A 19650-nucleotide genomic window follows, 5' to 3' on the forward strand; every position below is an offset into this window, starting at 1 on the left:
TCCCGTATCCGGGAGCCGGTCGCTCGCACCTCGGGTCGAGAGCCGCTCTCGCCTCTCAGAACCCGCGGGAGGAGTCCTGCCCCGACTGGGCATCGCGGTGAGCGAGGATCTGGCTGACCTCGATCTGATCCGCCAGCGTCTCGTGCACCAACGTCGCGTTCGGCACGTTCGCGAGACGCAGCGGCGCGTCGACACCGTTCGACAGCGTGATCGTGCCGACACCCCACATGCGCTGCACGATGCCGCGGCGCACACCGATCGTGTATCCGCGGGCGTGCGACATCTCGCGACGGTTGCGGGCTCCGAGGCCGTGGTTCACGATCACCCGACGCGTGGTCACGGTCGTCGTCCGCGAGTACCAGATCGCATAGGGAATCACGGCGAGAGACAGCAGCGCCGCTCCCGCCGCGGTGAGCAGCATCCAGTTCTCGAACGGATCCGGGAGGTTGTCGTAGAGATAGGCGGTCGCACCGAACACGGCGATCAGGACGAGAGCAGACCAGAACAACCGTCGTGCATGCCCGCGGAATCGAGCGATGAGCAGCTCTTCAGTGGGCACGCCTGGCGGCGGCATGGTCGGCCGTCCGCCGAGGGTCACGGGCTGGGTCACCCCTCCATTGTGCCCGCCACCGCCGACAACATCCTCTGCGCGCCGGGCGTGTCAGGCTCCGGTCGGCCTCACATGCACCACGTCACCCGCTGAGACGGCATGGTGTTCGCCGTTCACGCTGACGACCAGACGGCCCTCGGGGTCCAGCGAATCCGCGGCCCCCTCGAGAACGCGTTCCCCGGGGAGCAGGACTCTGACGTCCTGCCCGAGCGTTCCGCAGCGCGCGCTCACCGCCGCATGGAGCCCGCTGGTCACGGCGTCTCCGGTCGCCGCGAGCCCGTCGACGGCGCGCTCGAGAGACCGGAGGTATCGGGCGAGCAGCCGGTCGATCTCCACCTCGATCCCGAGCGAGGCGAACGACGTCGCGGTCGGGATCGGCAGTTGCGCGGCCGTCATCGCCGTGTTGATGCCCGAGCCTACGATGACGGCGTCACCGGTCACCTCCGCGAGGATGCCGGAGATCTTCCGCCCGTCGACGAGCACATCATTGGGCCACTTGACGGACACCGAATGCTCCGCGACCTGGTCCGCGACCGCGTCCGCCATGGCGAGGCCCGCGGCGAGCGGTATCCATCCACGGGCCTCGGCGACCTCCGGCAGTCGGCGCAGCAGTACCGAGACCGCGAGCGCGGCACCGGGAGGCGCAGTCCACTGACGGTCGAGTCGGCCACGACCAGCCGTCTGGTTGTCGGTCAGAAGCACCGAGAGGTGGGGCCATCCGTCGGCATCGGCCGCCAGCTCTCGCAACATCGTGTTGGTCGATGGTGCCTCAGCGACGACCTCGACTCGTGCGGCGACACGTCGCGTACGCGACAGCTCGACCATCAGATCTCCTCGTCGGCGACTTCTTCATCGTCGTCGTCCTCATCGCCGCGGACCGCACCGACCTCGTGAGCGTGCCAATGGTCCCACTCGTGCATGAGGTGGCTGATCGCGGCATGGAACTTCTCGGTCGCGACCCCCTGAGTCGTGTCGCCGAAGTAATGCTGGACCCACATCCGGAGCCGCGCCGTCGCAGCCACGTCGGCGCGGACGCGTTCGACCTCGGCGACGATCTCGGAGGCGGCATCCGCCTCAAGCCACTCGCAGTCCGAGAGGTATCCGTTCGTGTCGACGGATGCGCGTTCGTCTACAGGGCGCGTGATCAACAGCGGCTTCCCGACGGCGAGACGGTCATAGACCATCGCCGAGATGTCGACGACGGCGACGTCTGCGGCGGCGAGCTGCCAGCCGAGCTCCGCGCCGTGATCGTAGATGTGCTGCGCCCGGGGATCGCCGGCATTCGCCGCGGTGATCGCGGCGATGATGCGCTTGTGTGCGGCGCCGTACTCGTGGTCCACCACGCCGCTGCGCGGGTGGGGTCGATAGATCACCCGGTGACTCCCCGACGCGAGCAGAGCCTGCACGAGGGCCTCGCCGTGGGTTGCGATCGAACCGTAGTGCGCGCTGGGGCGGTCGCCCTCCCACGTCGGCGCGTACAGGACGACGGTCCGCTCGTCGGGCGTGTAGGGCAGGCTGCCCGAGTAGTGGTCGGCCTGCGGACGACCGATCTCGAGGGTCCGCCGGTCGATGTCGTAGTCCCACAGCGTGCGCGACAGCCGGTCGCGCGCGGCCTGCCCCGCAACGAAGGCGTAGTCGTAGGCCTTGTACTGGTTCGTCGTCATGTACATCTTGTCGGACTCGCCGTGGTTGATGAACACGTGCCAGCGCCGGCCGTAGCGGAACATCTGGAAGTTGCGCGTGTTCTGATTCACGTACAGCACGACGCGGATGTCCTGCGTGGCGATGAATCGCTCGAGGTCTCGCACGGTGGGGACGAACGCCACGGGTGGAGCATCCTCATCGAGGAGCTTGTCCGCTCCCGTCGCAGAACGCGAGAGCACCACCACCGGCCAGTGCTTCGCGAGCTCGGCGAGCGGCCGGTACCACTGACGCATCTGGTACATGTTGACCGCGCCGTCGGCGAAGTACACCGCGACCTGGTATCGGCCCGGCTGGTGCGGTTCGCTCGCCGCCAGGCGACGACGCACGCGCTGCACGGCGGTGCGCGACGCGAGCGCCCGCTTCAGCAGACGGTAGGCCTTCTTCGCATCCGACACAGCACCCATCCCTCCAGGATACCGAGCGCCCGGCCGCCTCCCGTCGAATCAGCGAACGTCCGACGAGCGCATGCCATGATCGTCATGTGCCCCACGACGATTTCCACGCCCCCGAGACCGGGGTGTCCTTCGTCATGCCCGTGCTGAACGAACGGGCGTACCTGGAGCATGCCGTCGCCTCCGTGCTCGCCCAGGAGCTCGCCGTCCCGGCGGAGCTCGTGCTCGCGCTCGGCCCCTCCTCCGACGGCACCACGCAGGTCGCTCAGCGTCTTGCTGCGGCCGACGAGCGGATCCGACTCGTCGACAATCCCGCCGCGCACATCCCGGTGGGTCTCAACGCCGCGATCCGTGCGAGCCGCTACGCCACGATCGTGCGCGTCGACGCGCACTCCGAGCTCTCTCCCGGCTATGCCGCGCGGGCACTCGAGACCCTCGAACGCACGGGGTCGGCCAACGTCGGCGGCGTCATGCACGCCGAGGGCCGCACTCCGTTCCAGAAGGCTGTCGCTCGCCTCTACAACTCCCCCGTCGGGCTCGGCGGCGGGGCATACCACGGGGGCACGCACGAAGGCGAGGCTGAGTCGGCGTACCTCGGAGTGATGCGCCGAGAGGTGCTCGACGAGGTCGGACTCTTCGACGAGACGATCCGTCGCGGCGAGGACTGGGAGCTCAACCTCCGCATCCGGCAGGCCGGATACAAGGTCTGGTTCGACCCGACACTGTCGGTGACCTACTGGCCACGCGAGAGCTGGCTCCGTCTGGCCCGCCAGTTTCGTGCGACCGGCGCATGGCGCGGTGAACTCGTCCGACGCTTCGGGCGACGCAACGGCATCCGCTACTTCGCTCCCCCCGCGCTCGTCGTGCTCCTCGGACTTGCCGTGGTGACCGGCATCCTGCAGCTGACGGGTGTGGTCAGCGGATGGTTCTCCGTCGCCCTGTCGCTGATCGTCCACCTGCCGATCCTGCTCTACGTCGCGCTCGTCGTGGCGGTGGCGAGTCTGCGCGGTGGCGGCGGACCACGCCAACGTCTCTGGACGCTCGCCGTTCTCCCCACCATGCACCTGTCCTGGGGACTGGGGTTCCTCGGCGGGGTGCTGCGCGGCGCCCGGGACACGGTCGATGCGTCACGACTCGGGACGCAGAACACTCCGCTCCCGTGAGCGCGCGGCGCCGAGCGAGATTCCTGACCTCGTTCTGCATCCGGACATCACGCGCCAGGGTCAGGGCGTGACGTACCCCTGATCGAGGATGCGCGCCACGACTCGGTCTGCCGCGTCGCCGTCGTCACGCCTGTTGAACTGCGCACGCCACGCCGCATACCGTTCCGCGAAAGTCACCTCATGAGTCTCGTCGGCGAGAGCCGCCACGAGCTCGCCCTGCGTGCGCACGAGGGGCCCGGGCGCACGGCTCGCCAGATCGAAGTAGAAGCCGCGAAGCTCACCTCGGTAGTGATCGAGGTCGGGGACGAGGAAGTACATGGGTTTACCCGTGACGCTGAAGTCGAACATCACGGAGGAGTAATCGGTGATCAGGGCGTCGGCCGCCAGCAGCAGCTGAGCCGTCTCGGGGAATCCGGTCACGTCGATGACGCGCGCTCCACCACGATCGCGGTCGGTCTCGATCGTGCGGGAATGCCCGCGCACCAGAACCACCGAGTCCGTCTGCCGAGCGAGCAGCTCGGCGTCGATGAAGTCCACCATCTGCGTGCGGTCATCCCGCCAGGTCGGAGCGTAGAGCAGTACGCGCTCGCCGTCGGCGATCCCGAGGGCCGCTCGAATCCCGGAGGCGTCGCCCGTGACGAGCGCGTCGTTACGGGGATACCCCTCGACCCAGATCGGTCGGCCGAAGAAGGCGTACGCCTTGCGGAGGATGCGCTCTGCGTAGGTGTTCTGCGCCAGGAGCACATCCCATCGACGCGATTCCTTCACGACAGCCGCCATACGTCGCGGGTCGAAGCCCGGGCGGTGCAGGGCCAGACGCTTCAGCGGTGTGCCGTGCCAGGTCTGCACGACCTTCTGACCGGGTTTGCGTGCGAAGCGTCGTCTCAGCCAGTCGTTCACGATCAGCAGGCGAGCGGCTGCTCGAGCCCGCCACCATTCGGGGCTGCCCTCGACCACGGCGATCGCGCCCTCCGGCACCTCGACCGAAAGGTCGACGACGCTCCAGTACCGCACCACGTCCGGCGCCGCTGCGGCGAGCGCGCGGTCGATCGCACGGGGATTGCAGCCGACGCTGCGCCCGTAGAAGCTCTCGAAGAACACGGCGTTCTCGGTGCCGCCCGGGTGCGAGACATAGCGCCCCTCGAGGGTCGCCTGCCCCTCGGCGGTCTCGTACACGGGGTCGATGGGTGCCCCGATGTGCGCGGTCTCGGATTCGACGGCGATGCGCACGCCGTCGAGCACGATCGGCGCGACCGACAGGCCGTCGAGTTCGGCGCCGGGCACCCGGATCTCATACGGTCCCGCGGGAAGGGGTAACTCGGGACCGCCCCAGCGTGCCGCCCGCAGAGGGAAGGTCGCCTTCCAGGTCTTGCCGCCACCCGTCACGCGCGCGGCGACGCGAGCCCGCGGGCCCACGAGCTCCGCGGCTCCGGGACGGGGCCCGGTTCCCGCGATGATCAGCGTCTCTGCCGCCTCATCGATACGGGCCGTGGTCATACTGCTCCCTTCGGCGCGGGGATTCCCCGCGTTCGGATCGTCTCGTACACCCGTCGGGTGTTGCGTCCGTCGCGGAACGCGTGCATCTCCGCGCTGAGCGTAGCGGACCTCGCGGAGGCTTCTGCACGCGCCACGTCGTCTTCCAGCAGCCGCGCGAGTCGTATGAGCAGTGCGTCCCAATCCGCGGCCGGATCGTCACCGGCCACGTCTTCGAAGCGGCCGTAGAACCCGCGAGTCCTCGCGTACTCGACCGCATCGGGGGCGAGGAAGAGCACCGGCATCGCGAGCAGACCGACGTCGTACGCGAGCGAGGAGTAGTCCGTCACGAGGACGTCGACGGCCGCAAGGACCGGTGTCACATCGGGAAGCGTGTCGCTGCCGAGCGACCGCACGCGGTCCGTCGGCAGCGGCGGCGCGTAGCCGCCCGCGCCGAGCGGATGCGACCGCACCAGCAGGATCGCATCGTACTGTTCGAGCAGGGTGATGATCTGCATCCACTGCTCTGCGGACGGCACCGCGGGATCCGGGGCTCCATCGCGCCAGGTCGGCGCGTACAGGATCGTGCGCGCACTCGACGGCAGCGCACCGACAGCCAACTCCAGTCTTTCGGCCGCATCGGCCCGGCGCTCCGCGGGCGAGCCGGCGGAAAGCACATCGACGCGCGGCTCCCCCGTCACGACGACACGATCATCACCGAGCGCGAACGCCGACTCGAGGCGGCCCCGAGCCCGATGCGAGGCCGCCGGCAGCACGCGGATGCGCTGGGCGGCACCCCGATACAGCAGCGCGATGAGTCGTCGCAGCAACGGTGCCCCCGGCACGTCGGGGACCTGAACCGTGGCGGGAGAATCGAGACCGATGCGCTTGAGCGGGATGCCGTGCCAGAGCTGCACGACGAAGGCTCCGGCGTTCGCGTATCGATTGACGTCCCCGAGCCCGTGAGTGACGACGAGGACCCCTGCTCGGGCGGTCGCCCACCACCCGCGCAGTCCTGATTTCGGAACTGTGCGGATGCCCAGAGCGGCGGCGTCCTGCTCTTCGCGTTCCGACGAGGTGAGCCACAGAGTGTCGTGGCCCTCGTCTGCGACGAGTCGCTGCAGAGCGAGGGCACCGTCGCCGATACCGGCCCCGCATCCGAACACCCAGCGTCCGCCGCGCGGGATGAGTGACGTTCCGACGCGTCCGACGAGATAGAGCGGGATCCTGAGCAGCTTGGCCGCATTGCCGGAGCCGAAGGAGAAGGACGCCACCCCGCGAGCCTATCGCGGGGTGGCGTCCTTCTCGGGGAACTCGGCTCGACGCGCCTCAGCCGTCGAGCGTGCCCAGGGTGACGTCGATCTCGTACTCCTTGCCGCCACGGATATAGGTGACGGTGGCGTCACTTCCGCCCGCGGCCGCTCGGACCTGAGCAGTGAGATCGGTGGCGCTCGTTATGGGCACTCCGTTGAAGGCCGTCACCACATCGTTCGCCTTGAGGCCGGCCGCCTCCGCCGCACCGCCGCCGGACACGTTGGCGATCAGTGCTCCGGCCACGTCGGCGTTCTCGGCACTCGCCGCATCCTGCACCGATGCTCCGAGCAGACCGTGGGTGGCGGCACCGTCGGCGATGATCTCCTGCGACACCCGCTGCGCGACGTTCGAGGGGATCGCGAAGCCGATTCCGATCGATCCGGACTCCTCCGAGCTGCCCGAGCTGGCGATGGCCACGTTGATGCCGATGAGCTCGCCCTTGCTGTTGACGAGCGCGCCACCGGAGTTTCCGTGGTTGATCGCGGCATCGGTCTGGATGACGGCGATCGAGATGGACTCGGAGGTCTGCTGCGAGGTGTTGCCGGGCAGATCGAACTGGAACGGTCCGCCGTTCTGGCCGTTGTCGGGAGACTCCTCCTGCTGAGGGGCATCCTCCGACGACGAGTCGGGGAGGGCGGACGACGCGATCTGGATGCTGCGGTTGAGCGCGCTGACGATACCCGTGGTGACCGAGTTCGACAGGCCGAGCGGCGCGCCGAGTGCTACCGCGGTGTCGCCCACGTTGAGGTCGGACGAGTCAGCGAAATCGATCGGGGTGAGATCCGTCGCATCCGTGAGCTTGATCACGGCGAGATCGTAGAGAGGATCGGTACCGACGACGGTCGCCGAGAAGATGCGGCCGTCGGAGGTCGTCACCCGGATCGTGGGGTCGGCCACCGCTCCGCCCAGCGTGACGACGTGGGTGTTCGTCAGCACGTACCCGTCATCGCTGATGATGACTCCCGAACCGCTGCCGCCCTCGTTCGAACCGGCGACCTCGATCGTCACGACGGAGGGAAGCGCGGCCGTGGCGACGGCGGTCGTCTCGTTGACGGAGCCGGGGTTGTTGACAGTCACCGTCTCGGGCCCCTGAGCGACCCCGGTCGAGTTCTGGTTCGAGATGCCGTTGAGGATCGCACCGCCGCCGAACCCGGCGACACCGCCGACGAGGGCCGCAGCGACGACGATCGCGGCGAACTTCACTCCGGCGCGGGGCTTCTCCTTGACTTTGGGCGCATCGGGTGCCGGCTCGCCGACGCCCGGCTGCGCGGCCGTGTGGATTCCGAACGCCGCTCCGGACGCGCTCGCGGTCGAGACGCCAGGAGCCTGCGGTGCGGCATACGGCGACTCCGGGCGCGGCGGGGTACCGACCGGATACTGCGCGGCAGCGACCGCGGTCGGCGCGCCGGGCACGGCGGGCGGCGATGTGAACGTCGGCGGCACCTCGTGCCCCTGGCCGACGTTCGCCGCGGCAGCGGCGCGCGGGGTCTCGGCGGCGGCCGGGGTCGTCGAACGGTCGACGGCCTCTGCTGCCTCGGTGGACGGCACGGCGTCGTGCGACGCGGGTACCGAGTGGTCCTGGGTGCTGTCTTCGTTCATGGTGTACTCCTTCAACAACGCCTCTTCAGAGTGACGTGTGTATCTGTGCGTTTCGTATGGCGAAGATGAGTTTCACCTATGGCCTTAGCCTGTTCTTCATGAGTGTCATCCCCGGCGCATGGCGGCGCACGGCAGCGGGAGCCGGTCTGCTCGCATCCGACGGAACCGTCGCGTCCACCATCTTCGCAGAGATGTCGGCTGCCGCGGCCAGAACCGGGGCGATCAACCTCGGCCAGGGCTTCCCCGACGAGGACGGTCCCTCCGAGGTGCTCGAGGCCGCGCGTGATGCGATCGCGCGCGGGGCGAATCAGTATCCGCCCGGTCGCGGTGTTCCCGATCTGCTGTCGGCGATCAGCGAACATCAGCGTCGCTTCTACGGACTCGACGTCGATCCTGCCACCGAGGTGATCGTCACTGCCGGTGCGACCGAGGCTCTGACCGCGACCATCCTCGCGCTGATCGACGGCCCGGACGATGAGGTGGTCGTCTTCGAGCCGTATTACGACTCGTACGCTGCGGCCGTGGCGTTGGCCGGCGCTCGCCTGCGCACCGTGCCGCTCCGGGCGCCCGCGTTCCAGCCCGACCTCGACCGGCTCGCCGAAGCAGTCACCGACCGCACACGCATCATCCTGGTCAACGATCCGCACAATCCCACGGGTGCCGTGTTCGATCGCGAGGTGCTGACCGAGGTCGTCCGTCTCGCTGAGAAGCACGACGCCGTCATCGTCACCGACGAGGTCTACGAGCACCTCGCGTTCCACACCCCGCACATTCCGATCGCCACCCTGCCCGGGGCAGCCGAGCGCACGCTCACGATCTCCTCGGCCGGCAAGACGTTCTCGACCACGGGGTGGAAGATCGGCTGGGTGCACGGCCCGGCGCACCTCATCACCGCGGTCCTCACGGTCAAGCAGTACCTGACGTATGTCAACGGCTCGCCGCTGCAGCCGGCCGTCGCCGTCGGATTGCGACTCGGCGACGAGTACTTCGCGGAAGCCGCGTCGACGCTCGCCCACAAGCACGAGATCCTCGGGGCGGGTCTGGCAGCGGCCGGATTCGCGGTGTGCGCCCCGCAGGGCGGGTACTTCACCGTCGCCGACGCCACGGCCCTGGGCGGATCGGACGCCGCGCAGTTCTGCCGCGAGCTTCCGGAGCGTGCGGGCGTCGTCGCGATCCCGCTCACGGCGTTCGTCGCCGAGGCGCATCACGATGACGTCGCGGGTCTCGTGCGCTTCGCGGCATGCAAGCGCGTCGATGTCCTCGAAGAGGCCGCGCGACGCCTGGCGACCGGCTTCTGAGTCGACCTGGGCCGTCAGCGCGGGGTGACCGCGTAGCGGCGAACGCGCAGCGACGGATTGGTCTCGCGCACACGATCGATCGCCGAGCGCTCGACCACGGCGACCGCGATGCCGTCGTGCACCCCCACCCCGGCGATCACGACGCCCTGCGGGTCGATGACCTGCGAGTGCCCCACCCCGACGGGAGTCGGATGGTCGGCGGCGACGACGTAGGTCGTGTTCTCGATCGCGCGAGCGGCGAGAAGCGTGGTCCAGTGGTGCTCTTTGAGCGGGCCGCGCACCCACTCGGCCGGGACCACGAGCGCCGCGGCACCCGCATCGACGAGAGTGCGCGCCACCTCGGGGAAGCGCAGGTCGTAGCAGGTCAGAAGTCCGAAGCGGATGCCGGCGACCTCGAAGGTGGCCGGCTCGAGCTCGCCGGCCTCGATCCAGTCCGACTCCGTCTGACCGAAGGCGTCGTACAGATGCTGCTTGCGATATGTCGCGAGTATCCCGTCGCCGCGCACGGCCACCACCGTGTTGTGCACATGACGAGCATCCGAGGCCCGCTCGACGAGACCCGCGACGATCACGACGCCATGATCCGCGGCGAGCGTCGTGAGGGTCGACACGAACTCGCCCTCGAGAGTCTCGGCGTTGGCGGCCAGGGTCTCATCCATCGGGTTGACGAAGTAGCTCGAGTACTCGGGGAACACGACCAGCCGTGCGCCACGGGACGCCGCCTCCACGGTCATCGCCGCGATGCGGTCGCGGTTGCCCTCCCTCGACGCGGTGGGAGCGAACTGGCAGACGGCGACGGGAACGGCGGCGGAAGCGGTCTCGGTCATGCTCACATCCTTCCCCATCGGGTGAGCGGCGGCCTCGATTCGCGGACTCCCGATTCCCGTGTTAGGCTATAAAACGTGCCGCGGGGTGGAGCAGTTCGGTAGCTCGCCGGGCTCATAACCCGGAGGTCGCAGGTTCAAATCCTGTCCCCGCAACGAGAATGCGACACACGAAAGGCCCCTGATCGGGAGAAATCCAGATCAGGGGCCTTTTCGCATCCCCTGTCCTCGACGTGGTGTCGTGTCCGCAGCCGGATGACGCGCGAGCGCTCGGCTGCGGACACGTCCGCGACGCGTCAGCGATAGCTGCGCGTCAGCTCCGGCCCGGTCGGCTCCACGAATTTCACGCGCACCGTGTCGAGCGACGGCGCATCGTCGGCGGCGTACGTCAGGACCACCCGGTCCCTGTTGTCGGCCCCCCCGTCGGGCAGGACCAGTACGCGCACGACGGCCAGCGCCTCGACGAAGTCCTCCGCCGATGCGGACCCGCCCCGCGCCTGCGCCCACTCTCGGAACACGGGGGCCGCGGGCGAGCTGTCGCGCTCCGCGCCTTCGGCGATGGTGGTCCTGCCCATCTCATCGAGGAAGGCGAGGTTGTCGAAGACCATGTCGACGTCATTCACGACGCCCTCTCCCAGACGCGAGGGGAAGTCGATCTCGATGCGCACCGGCACCGTTCTCCCCCCGAACGTGACGGACCCGTCCATGGCACCGCCGCCGACACCGCCGTCGAGCTCGATGGTTCCCAGATGACGACTCTGCATCGTTCACACCCCCAGGTTCGTGTTGAGGACTTCTTCTGCGAGAAGACGCGTGACCTCTTGCGATGCGGCGGAGTCCGTCGAGAAGAAGTCCTCCACGGTCGCGTTGAAGAGCTGGTGCCCCCGCGCGTATTCGGCAGTGGTGAGCTCGAGACACCGCGCGGTCAGCGCGTAGAGGTCGCTCGCCGCATAGTGCGTGCCGGACGAGGATCGACCCACACCGGCGTTGCGCGGGGTCGGGTTCGAACTCGGAGCGGAGCCGAGCGCCGAGACCGCACCGGCGAGCTCGTCATCGATGCGTTGCATGTTGTTGGACACCGTCGTCGCGTCCTCTCGCACCATGCTCATCGTCCCGTCTCCGATCGGGTACGGACCGAGCGCGAAGGCATCCAGATTGTAGGTCGCGTTGTCGGAGCGGATGATGCCCGCGGCCTCGGTCAGCGCCGCGTTGAGCTCGTCCTCCTGCTTCGTGAGCGCGTCGTTGAGCTTGCCCAGGGCCTCGTCGAGAGATCCCAGGATGTCGAGATACGTATTGCCCGCGACAATCACGTTCCGGGCGATGCCCTGGATCCCGCTGCTCACCCCGCCCGCGATCCCCGCGAGCACCGCTGCGGCGACCGCAGTGCCGGTGCCGGCGGTGACGACGGCTCCGACGACGCCGGCCACCGCTCCGACCACCGTGAGCACGAGCGTGCCGCTCGCCGCTGCCGCATTACCCGCCTTCTGATCCCAGGCAGCGCGTGCGCTGTCGCAGATCGCCGCCACGTCGTCCTTCGCGGCCGGCCACATCGCCGACTGAGCGCTGTAGTTCAGCTGCAGGATGACGCACGCATCTCCGAGGCCGCGAGAGACGGACTTGAACTGCGTGTAGTACTTGTCGGTGAAGGCCGGCTTGAAGCTCCCCGAGATCCGGTTCCCCACCATCTGCTGAACGGTCTCGTTCGCCGTGGCGAGCGCGCCGGTGTTCTGTACGGAAGCGCCCGCACCCGACGTTCCGAGGATCGCCGCGGCGCTCGAGGTCGCGCTCGCGAGCGTGTCGCACGCATCGCCTCCATCGGGGAGATCCAGCCACGGGGAGACCCGCGCATCGATGGCCGCGCGGATCTCGTCGAAAGCCGGTGCCACCGAGTGGTTCACGCCGTTCCCGTCGCCGCCCCCCTCCCCCTGGGGATTGGGCCGGTTGTAGAAGTTGAGCATGAAGCCCCACTTCGCGTAGATCTGGTCGTTCCCCCAGTTCGGGTGGAAGCCCTGGTCCGCCATGAAGCAGTCGATGGCGGCTCGCTTCATCTTGCCGACGATGTCGGACATCTCGCCGTAGTCAGGCATGTCTCGATCCCCTCCAGTCTCGATTGTCACGCGGGGTGTCGATCGCGCACGCTCTCCCGGCGCATCCGTTCGCTCCCCCACCGAGAGACTAATCGAACCCCGCTCCGCCCGCACGCGGCGAGACGACGGTCGGGAGTGTCCGGTGAGCTCTGGCTAGACTGTCTCACCGAACGGCGTGACCGTCGACGGCTGCTCGAGGCGCACGCACCCACGACTCGGAGGTCCCCATGGCCCAGGCACCCGACACCGCCCCGACGACCGACCCCACACCCCGAGGCGACGCGCCTCGCCGGACGAAGTCGGGCGTGTGGCTCGGTGCCGTCGCGCTCGTCCTCTCCGCGCTCCTGATCGCTCTCGTCTTCCCCGTCGCCGGGGTGCTGCCGGTGGCGTTGGTCGCTGCACTGCTGGCCGTCATCGCCGTCGTGGTCGGCATCCGCGCCTCTGGAACTCGCGGCGCTCGAGCATCCGTAGTCACCGCCATGCTCGCACTGGTCGCGGACGTGATCGTGATCGTGATCATGGCCGTCGGCGTCTTCGGGGGCAGCGGGCTCAACCAGGTCGAGGTGCGAGCCACGGGCGGCCCTGCATTCCGCGTGTCCTTCGCCGATGACACGCGCTCGTACGACGAGGAGTGGGATTCGAGCGGCTGGAAGCAATACACCACGACGGGCGACTCTGCCGAGATCGCCGTCACAGCGCCCGCCGATGCCGCCGACCAGGAGGTGACCTGCCAGATCCTGTGGAACGGAGAGGTCGTCGTCGAGCAGATCGGCGACGGATCGGTCACCTGCCGCTATGACGCGGGCTGACCGAGGCTCTTTCCACGCTCGGCCTCGCGACGGACACTTCCGATCACGCCGACCTGAATGACGAATGCCGCCCCTCTGCAGGGGCGGCATTCGTCATTCACGGTGCAGCGGTCAGTCGCCTGCAACGCCCTCGAGTCCGAGCAGGGTGTTCACGGCATCCGTGAGCCTCTTGTCAGCCTCGGCGAACTTGGTCAGGTCGCCCTCCTTCAGAGCGGCCTCACGATCGGTCAGCGCCTGCTGGGCTGCCGCGAGCGCTTCGGCCTCGACGTCGGTCGGCACGGTGGGCTCCGTGGGCTCGGTCGGCACCTCGCCCGTGTCGGGGTCCGGACTGGTCGGTTCGACCTGATCGTCGCCACCCGTCGCGCCGGAGTCACCGCCGAAGAGGGTGTCGAGCGCCGCGGTGAGCGTGTCCTCGAACGCGACCTTGTCTCCGAAGGCCACGAGGACCTTCTGAAGTCGCGGCAGCTTGGTTCCCTCGGACGACTGCACGTAGACGGGCTGCACGTAGAGCAGACCGCCACCGACGGGCAGCGTCAGCAGGTTTCCGTAGAGGACCTCCGACTCACCCTGCTGCAGCAGGTTGAGCTGCGGCACCACGGCCGTGTCGGAGTTGTAGGTGTTCTGCACCTGACCGGGACCGGGCACCGTCGTGTCGGTGTCGATCTCGAGCATCCTGAGCTGCCCGTATCCCTCGGCCTTGACGCCGGCTTCGGACCCTGCGTCCGAGTCGACGGCGAGGTAGCCCATCAGCACATCGCGGTTGCCACCGCTCCCGGTCGCCGACGGGATGAACGTCGAGAACATCGAGAACCGGGGCGAATCCTGACCGGGCATCTGCATGGTCAGGTAATACGGGGGCTGGAGCACCGCATCGCTGCGCGGGTCGTTGGGCGTCTGCCAGCGGTTGTCCTGCTGCGCGAACGAACCGGCGGTGTCGATGTGGTAGATGCCGAGGACGTCGCGCTGGACCTTGAAGAGGTCGGTCGGATAGCGCACGTGGCTCATCAGGTCGGACGACATGTCGCTGACCGGCTTGAGAGTCGACGGGTAGATGTTCTGCCAGCTCTGCAGCACGGGATCCTCCTCGTCCCAGGCGTAGAGCGTCACCGATCCGTCGTAGGCGTCGACCGTCGCCTTGACGGAGTTGCGGATGTAGTTGATCTCGTCGATGGCGAGCGTCGGCGAGGGGATGTTCGAGTCGGCGATCGCCTCGGACAGGCTCACGCTCGTCGAGTACGGGTACGTGGCGCTCGTGGTGTAGCCGTCGATGATCCAGACGACACGGCCGTCGACCACGCTCGGATACGGATCGCTGTCGAGCTCGAGGTACGGCGCGACCTTCTGCACGCGAGTCTTCGGGTCACGGTCGTACAGGATCTGCGACTCCTCGTTCACCAGGTTCGAGAAGAGGATCTGCTCGGACTGGAACTTCAGTGCGTAGAGGAGCTTCGTGAACGTGTTGCCGATCGCCGGCCCGCCTTCACCTTCGAACGTGGTCTTGGTCTCGGTCGAACCGTCCTTGCCACGCGGATAGTCGATCTCGACGGGGTCGGTGCCGTCCGGAGAACCGACGATCGAGTATTCGGGCGAGTTCTCGCCGAAGTAGACGCGAGGCTCGAACTCCTCCTGCTCGGTGAGGAATCCTGCAGAGGGGATCCCGCGCTCGAGGAACACCGGCTCGCCGTCGGGCGTGCGCTGGTTTCCCGCCGCGACGACGAGTCCATAGCCATGCGTGTAGACGGCTGCGCGGTTGTTCCAGTTGGTGACGTCGACGCCTTCCATGTCGAGGTCGCGCACCGAGACGACGGTGTCCTGCATCTCGCCCTCGATCTCGTAGCGGTCGACGTCGAGGTTCTCCTGGAACTGGTAGTACCCGCGGTACTGCTCGAGCTGGCGCACGGCAGGGCTGATCACGGCGGGATCGACGATGCGGATCGACGCAGTGGTCTCCGCGTCCTCTCGCAGCTGACCGGCCTCGGCATCGGTCTCGGCCTCGAAGGGCGTGGTCTCGAGGTCCGCGACGCCGTAGGCCTCCTTCGTGCCGTCGATGTTCTTCTGGTAGAACTCGGCCTGGTAGGCGTTCTGGTTCGGGCGCACCTGGAAGGTGGTCACGGCCCACGGGAACCCGACCCCCACGACCAGCGAGGCGACGATCAGCAGTGCGGTCGCTGCGAGCGGGAAGCGCCAGCGGCCGATGACCGCGGTGACGAAGAAGAGGATCGCGACGAGCGCGGCGATGATCGCGAGGATCGCGAGGCCGGGGATGGTCGCGTTGACGCCCGTGTAGGCGGGGCCGACGATGCGGTCGTCCTGCGCGAAGAGCGTCTTGTAGCGGTCGAGCCACAGGCTCGCCGCCTGGACCAGCAGGTAGAGACCGGCGATGATCGCGAGCTGGATGCGAGCGGGCTTGGAGATGCGCAGCTCGCCCTGGCCGATGCGGACCGAGCCGTAGAGGTACGAGACCAGGGCGGTCACGATCAGGGTGAGCAGCAGCACGGCCGACACGAATGCCAGCAGGATCGAGTAGAACGGCACCGCGAACATGTAGAACCCGGTGTCCAGGCCGAACTGCGGGTCAAGGGTGTCGGTGGCGACGCCGTTCGCCCACAGCCAGACAGTCTTCCACTGGCTTGCGGCCGAGAACCCGGCGAACAGGCCGAAGAAGATCGGCATCCCCCACATGGCGAGACGACGAAGAGGTTCGATGACCTCCTGGTAGCGGTCGAGCTGCGAGCTGAGCCGCACGTAGACGGGCCGCAGGCGGTATGCCAGCTGGATCGCGACGAACAGCGGCACCGCCATGCCGAGGAACCCGACGACGAACATCACCGCCGTGGCGAACCACTGGGTGGTGAGAACTCCCGCGAAGCCCACCTGGTCGAACCAGAGGAATTCGGTGTAGAACGACGCGAAGACGAAGAAGACGGCGATCAGCGCGGCGATGATCGCCAACGAGATGCCGAAGATTCTTCGCGAGGTTCGAGGAGTGGCCGGGTTCGGTGCAGAAGTCGAGGTCACTCTTCCATCCTAGGCATCCCTTACTGTGCTGCGGCTGTCATCCCGGTCACGGCGAGGTCACGACGTCGCAGGTCGGGAGCGATTCCAGGTCACCACCCTCGGCGATCACCTCGAGAGCGGCGAGCGAGTCATCGAGGGTCTCGGTGCTGATCACGGTGAGCCCGTCGGGGACATGACCGGTCACTTCGTCGCAGTTCGACTGCGGCGCGAGGAAGAACTCCGCGCCGGCATCACGTGCACCGTAGAGCTTCTGGCGGATGCCGCCGATGGGTCCCACCGTTCCGTCTGCTTCGATCGTGCCGGTGCCCGCGATGTTCTCGCCGCCGTTCAGCTCGCCCGGGGTCAGCGTGTCGACGATGCCCAGGGCGAACATCATTCCCGCACTGGGTCCGCCGACGTTGTCGAGCTGCAGGGTGACGTCGATCTCAAAGTCGTAATCGGTTCGCAGGGTGACACCGATCAGCCAGGTCGTGACGTCTCCCTCGACGTGCTTCTCGGGCGTGACCTCGACGGTGTGCTCCTCGCCGGCGCGGAGCACCGTGAGCATCACGGGGTCTCCCCCGGCATCCTGGATCGCCTGACGGAGCTGCTTCGCCGACTCGACCGCAACCCCGTCGACGGCGGTCACGACGTCGTCACTCTCGAGAGAGTCCTGCGCCGGTGAGTCCTCGAGCACGTCGACGACCGTGACCTGCGCGCCTGTGTCGTAGCCGAGAGCGTTCAGCGCTGCGGCTGTGGCCTCGTGCTGCGAGTCGACCATGAGCGTGGCGTTCCGCTCGTCGCGCTGCTCGGTGGTGACGCCTTCGGGGAAGACCGAGTCGAGCGGGACGACGGCTCGCGACGAGTCCATCCATGCGAGGGCGAGCTCGAACCAGCTGGGCGTGCGCTCCCGGTTGCCCACGACCTGCACGGTGGTGAGGTCGAGCGTGCCCGCAGTCTCGAACGTCTCCGCACCTTCGATGTTGATCAGGGGGACCTGCTCGCCGTCTGCATCCGCCGCGGTGCCGAGGGTGTCGTACACGGGCCCCGGTCGCTGGATCACGTACGGCGTCGGCAGAAACGTGAGGACCACGAGTGCGACCAGGGCGACGACCAGCGCCCAGACTCCGAGTCCGAGCCTCACGGGCCGGGTTCGATCCACAGGTTTCCTCCGTCGTTCGCGAGCGGCGTACAGCGATCTGTCCGCGTTCGGGGTCTCGCGGGCGCTCCTGTGACTAGCGTAGAGGCCACGGCTTCAGACGTGCTGAGAGGCGACAGCGATGGCAGACAACGATCCGACCCCCGAGGACTTCGAAGAGTTCCTCCGACGAATGATGTCCGGCCAGGGAGCCGGCGACATCGACCCCGAGGCGCTGCGCAACGCGTTCTCCGGGATGGACGGGCTCCAGCTCGACCCGGCGATGATGCAGACGATCATGGCGCAGCTGCAGGGCGCCTTCGGCGGCGGCGACGCCTGGGAGAACTCCCTCCGTCAGGCGCTGCACATCGCGAACCGCGACGGCCTCGGCATCACCGACGGCTCACGCACCTCGCTGGCGGACTCCTTCGCTCTCGCGGATCTCTGGCTCGGCGAGGCGACGACCATCTCGGAGCTCGCCGAGACCCCGAGGGCCATGACCCGGGGCGAGTGGGTCGAAGCGACGCTGCCGGTCTGGAAGGAGATCGCGGAGCCCGTGTCGACGAGCATCGCCGACGCCCTCACCAGTGCACTCGACACCCAGGTGCCCGAGGACATGCGCGGACTCGTGCAGGGGGCGGGCAAGCTGATGCGCGGTCTCGGCGGATCCGTGTTCGCGGCGCAGTTCGGCCAGGTGCTCGGCAATCTGTCGCTCGAGGTCGTCTCGGGCGGTGATGTGGGCATCCCGGTGCTGCCGGCCGGCACCGCCGCCGTGATCCCGCAGAACCTCACCGCCTTCGGCGAGGGGCTGGAGATCCCCGAAGACCAGATCACGCTCTACCTCGCGACGCGGGAGCTCGCCTATGCGCGGCTCTACCGTCATGCGAAGTGGCTGCATCTGCACGTGATGGCGCAGATCACCGACTTCGCCCGGGGCGTCACGGTCGATGTCGACGCGCTCGAAGACGTGGCGAGCCGCCTCGATCCGTCGAACCCCGAGGAGCTGCGCGCGGCGATCGAGGGTGGCGCATTGCTGCCCGCGCAGAGCGAGGCGCAGAGCGAGGCACTCGCACGGCTGGAGAATCTCGTCGCGACGATCGACGGCTGGGTCGATGTGGTGACGGCGCAAGCGACCTCGCGTCTTCCGGATGGTGCTCGCATCGCCGAAGCGGCGCGCCGCCGACGAGCAGTGGGCGGTCCGGCCGAAGACGCGCTGGGCGCACTCGTGGGGCTCAAGCTGCGCCCGCGTCGCCTGCGGGAGGCATCCGCGATGTGGCAGGCGGCGACCGACGCCGTCGGCGCCGAGGGACGCGACGCTCTCTGGGACTACCCCGATCTGATGCCGACATCCGAGGACATCGACGACCCGTCCGCGCTCGTCTCACGTCTGCAGGCCAGGGCCCGCGGTGAGCAGCCGGTGGCCGACGAGTACGACGAAGCCCTCGCACGCCTGCTCGACGGAGACGATTTCTCGACCGACGGCTCCGGGGCCGCCGATACGGGCGAGCAGGGCGAAGACGAGGGGCCCGGAGGCGACCGCCCGGTGTGATGCGGGGTCGCGCGGCGGGGAGTTCTCCACGGATGCTGTGCAGGCGCCCAACACACGCCGCACAGTACGCAGAATCGAGGGATGTCTCCACTGACGCCCAAGATCCTCACTCGCCTCGACCCTGATGTGCCTCTGCTGTGGCGCGACGGCGAGACGCTGCAGATCGGCATCGAGGGCACTCTGCGGATTCCCGCATCGGCCCCGTGGGTCGAGCTGCTCGTCGGCAGGATGGCGACGGGATTCCGTCGAGGAGCGTTCGACGTGGTGGCCCATTCCGTCGGCGCGCCCCGCGGGGAGGCACGCCTTCTCCTCGCGCGTCTGGAACCGCTCCTCGTCGACGACGCTCCCCCACCGAGAGCCGCGTGGGTCGAGAGCATCGACGTGCGCGACGCGCGTTGCGAGTTCCGTCTGCGCGAAGCGCTGATCGACGAGGGCGTTACGCAGGGTGAGCGGACCGCGGCCGAGGACATCGGGGTGGTCCTCATCGAGGGCGCTGCCGCGGCGTTGCAGTTCGCGCGCTACCTTCGCGACGACACTCCGCATCTGCCCGTCGCGCTGGAGCGGGGGCGCACCACGGTCGGCCCCCTCGTCGTGCCGGGCGAGTCACCCTGCCTGTCGTGTCGCGACGAGCACGAACGCGACCGAGACACCGCGTGGCCGCGCATGCACGCGCAACTGATCGGCCGATCGGCC

At 68.3% G+C, this 19650-nt stretch carries 15 protein-coding genes and 1 tRNA gene; 5 read left to right on the forward strand and 11 right to left on the reverse strand.

The features are described 5' to 3' along the window. Positions 1–55 precede the first annotated feature (55 nt). The 3 genes from IXW21_RS13095 to IXW21_RS13105 are packed head-to-tail and all read right to left on the reverse strand — an operon-like array spanning position 56 to position 2718. On the reverse strand, positions 56–610 hold the full coding sequence (locus tag IXW21_RS13095) for a PH domain-containing protein (protein WP_416361101.1): 555 nt from the start codon (positions 608–610) through the stop codon (positions 56–58). 51 nt (positions 611–661) lie between these two features. Continuing rightward, positions 662–1435 carry a biotin--[acetyl-CoA-carboxylase] ligase gene (locus tag IXW21_RS13100; protein WP_194764698.1) on the reverse strand — a complete coding sequence of 258 codons (774 nt, stop codon included), beginning with the start codon at positions 1433–1435 and terminating at the stop codon, positions 662–664. After that, a complete protein-coding gene (locus tag IXW21_RS13105; protein ID WP_194764699.1) occupies positions 1435–2718 on the reverse strand; it encodes a CDP-glycerol glycerophosphotransferase family protein in 1284 nt (427 codons plus the stop codon). The genes IXW21_RS13100 and IXW21_RS13105 overlap by 1 nt, the downstream gene beginning before the upstream one ends. Positions 2719–2843: 125 nt before the next feature. On the opposite strand from IXW21_RS13105, the gene IXW21_RS13110 reads away from it, so the two are divergent. After that, positions 2844–3869 (forward strand): glycosyltransferase family 2 protein, encoded by a 1026-nt coding sequence (locus tag IXW21_RS13110; protein ID WP_194764843.1) that lies wholly within the window; start codon positions 2844–2846, stop codon positions 3867–3869. A 60-nt stretch (positions 3870–3929) separates the two neighbouring features. Here the strand turns inward: IXW21_RS13110 and IXW21_RS13115 are convergent, their stop codons facing one another. From IXW21_RS13115 to IXW21_RS13125, 3 genes are read right to left on the reverse strand one after another with little or no spacing between them, the layout of a single operon-like run. After that, complete coding sequence (locus IXW21_RS13115; RefSeq protein ID WP_194764700.1) at positions 3930–5366, reverse strand: CDP-glycerol glycerophosphotransferase family protein; 1437 nt, start codon at positions 5364–5366, stop codon at positions 3930–3932. Further along, entirely contained in the window at positions 5363–6616 is a 1254-nt protein-coding gene (locus tag IXW21_RS13120; RefSeq protein ID WP_194764701.1) for a CDP-glycerol glycerophosphotransferase family protein, read from the reverse strand. The genes IXW21_RS13115 and IXW21_RS13120 overlap by 4 nt, the downstream gene beginning before the upstream one ends. A 55-nt stretch (positions 6617–6671) precedes the next feature. Further along, on the reverse strand, positions 6672–8255 hold the full coding sequence (locus IXW21_RS13125) for a S1C family serine protease (protein ID WP_194764702.1): 1584 nt from the start codon (positions 8253–8255) through the stop codon (positions 6672–6674). 98 nt (positions 8256–8353) lie between these two features. On the opposite strand from IXW21_RS13125, the gene IXW21_RS13130 reads away from it, so the two are divergent. Beyond that, positions 8354–9553 carry an aminotransferase class I/II-fold pyridoxal phosphate-dependent enzyme gene (locus IXW21_RS13130; RefSeq protein WP_194764703.1) on the forward strand — a complete coding sequence of 400 codons (1200 nt, stop codon included), beginning with the start codon at positions 8354–8356 and terminating at the stop codon, positions 9551–9553. Between the two features lie 14 nt (positions 9554–9567). On the opposite strand, the gene IXW21_RS13135 is transcribed toward IXW21_RS13130, so the two are convergent. After that, positions 9568–10380 (reverse strand): carbon-nitrogen hydrolase family protein, encoded by an 813-nt coding sequence (locus IXW21_RS13135; RefSeq protein ID WP_194764704.1) that lies wholly within the window; start codon positions 10378–10380, stop codon positions 9568–9570. 79 nt (positions 10381–10459) lie between these two features. On the opposite strand from IXW21_RS13135, the gene IXW21_RS13140 reads away from it, so the two are divergent. After that, positions 10460–10533, forward strand: a tRNA-Met gene (locus tag IXW21_RS13140). Positions 10534–10673: 140 nt separating this feature from the next. Here IXW21_RS13140 and IXW21_RS13145 read toward each other — a convergent pair. Both IXW21_RS13145 and IXW21_RS13150 read right to left on the reverse strand, forming a co-directional pair. After that, complete coding sequence (locus IXW21_RS13145) at positions 10674–11141, reverse strand: hypothetical protein (protein WP_194764705.1); 468 nt, start codon at positions 11139–11141, stop codon at positions 10674–10676. Between the two features lie 3 nt (positions 11142–11144). Beyond that, positions 11145–12464, reverse strand: a complete 1320-nt coding sequence (locus IXW21_RS13150) for a hypothetical protein (RefSeq protein WP_194764706.1) — start codon at positions 12462–12464, stop codon at positions 11145–11147. Positions 12465–12691: 227 nt separating this feature from the next. Here IXW21_RS13150 and IXW21_RS13155 point away from each other — a divergent pair, with 227 nt between their 5' ends. Then, positions 12692–13273, forward strand: a complete 582-nt coding sequence (locus IXW21_RS13155) for a hypothetical protein (RefSeq protein ID WP_194764707.1) — start codon at positions 12692–12694, stop codon at positions 13271–13273. A gap of 111 nt (positions 13274–13384) precedes the next feature. Here the strand turns inward: IXW21_RS13155 and IXW21_RS13160 are convergent, their stop codons facing one another. After that, a complete protein-coding gene (locus IXW21_RS13160; RefSeq protein WP_194764708.1) occupies positions 13385–16291 on the reverse strand; it encodes a UPF0182 family protein in 2907 nt (968 codons plus the stop codon). Between the two features lie 46 nt (positions 16292–16337). Next, positions 16338–17432, reverse strand: a complete 1095-nt coding sequence (locus IXW21_RS13165) for a PDZ domain-containing protein (RefSeq protein ID WP_194764709.1) — start codon at positions 17430–17432, stop codon at positions 16338–16340. 118 nt (positions 17433–17550) lie between these two features. Between IXW21_RS13165 and IXW21_RS13170 the strand changes: the two genes are divergently transcribed. Next, positions 17551–18957 (forward strand): zinc-dependent metalloprotease, encoded by a 1407-nt coding sequence (locus IXW21_RS13170; RefSeq protein WP_194764710.1) that lies wholly within the window; start codon positions 17551–17553, stop codon positions 18955–18957. Positions 18958–19650 lie beyond the last annotated feature (693 nt).

Source organism: Microbacterium sp. UFMG61 (assembly GCF_015354505.1).
Classification (GTDB): Bacteria; Actinomycetota; Actinomycetes; order Actinomycetales; family Microbacteriaceae; genus Microbacterium.

Bases quoted from the DNA above. Each gene is read 5' to 3' on its own strand.
- IXW21_RS13100 (WP_194764698.1), bottom strand. From the start codon at position 1,435: ATGGTCGAGCTGTCGCGTACGCGACGTGTCGCCGCACGAGTCGAGGTC.
- IXW21_RS13135 (WP_194764704.1), bottom strand. From the start codon at position 10,380: ATGACCGAGACCGCTTCCGCCGCCGTTCCCGTCGCCGTCTGCCAGTTC.
- IXW21_RS13110 (WP_194764843.1), top strand. From the start codon at position 2,844: ATGCCCGTGCTGAACGAACGGGCGTACCTGGAGCATGCCGTCGCCTCC.
- IXW21_RS13150 (WP_194764706.1), bottom strand. From the start codon at position 12,464: ATGCCTGACTACGGCGAGATGTCCGACATCGTCGGCAAGATGAAGCGA.
- IXW21_RS13170 (WP_194764710.1), top strand. From the start codon at position 17,551: ATGGCAGACAACGATCCGACCCCCGAGGACTTCGAAGAGTTCCTCCGA.
- IXW21_RS13145 (WP_194764705.1), bottom strand. From the start codon at position 11,141: ATGCAGAGTCGTCATCTGGGAACCATCGAGCTCGACGGCGGTGTCGGC.
- IXW21_RS13155 (WP_194764707.1), top strand. From the start codon at position 12,692: ATGGCCCAGGCACCCGACACCGCCCCGACGACCGACCCCACACCCCGA.
- IXW21_RS13125 (WP_194764702.1), bottom strand. From the start codon at position 8,255: ATGAACGAAGACAGCACCCAGGACCACTCGGTACCCGCGTCGCACGAC.
- IXW21_RS13105 (WP_194764699.1), bottom strand. From the start codon at position 2,718: ATGGGTGCTGTGTCGGATGCGAAGAAGGCCTACCGTCTGCTGAAGCGG.
- IXW21_RS13130 (WP_194764703.1), top strand. From the start codon at position 8,354: ATGAGTGTCATCCCCGGCGCATGGCGGCGCACGGCAGCGGGAGCCGGT.
- IXW21_RS13115 (WP_194764700.1), bottom strand. From the start codon at position 5,366: ATGACCACGGCCCGTATCGATGAGGCGGCAGAGACGCTGATCATCGCG.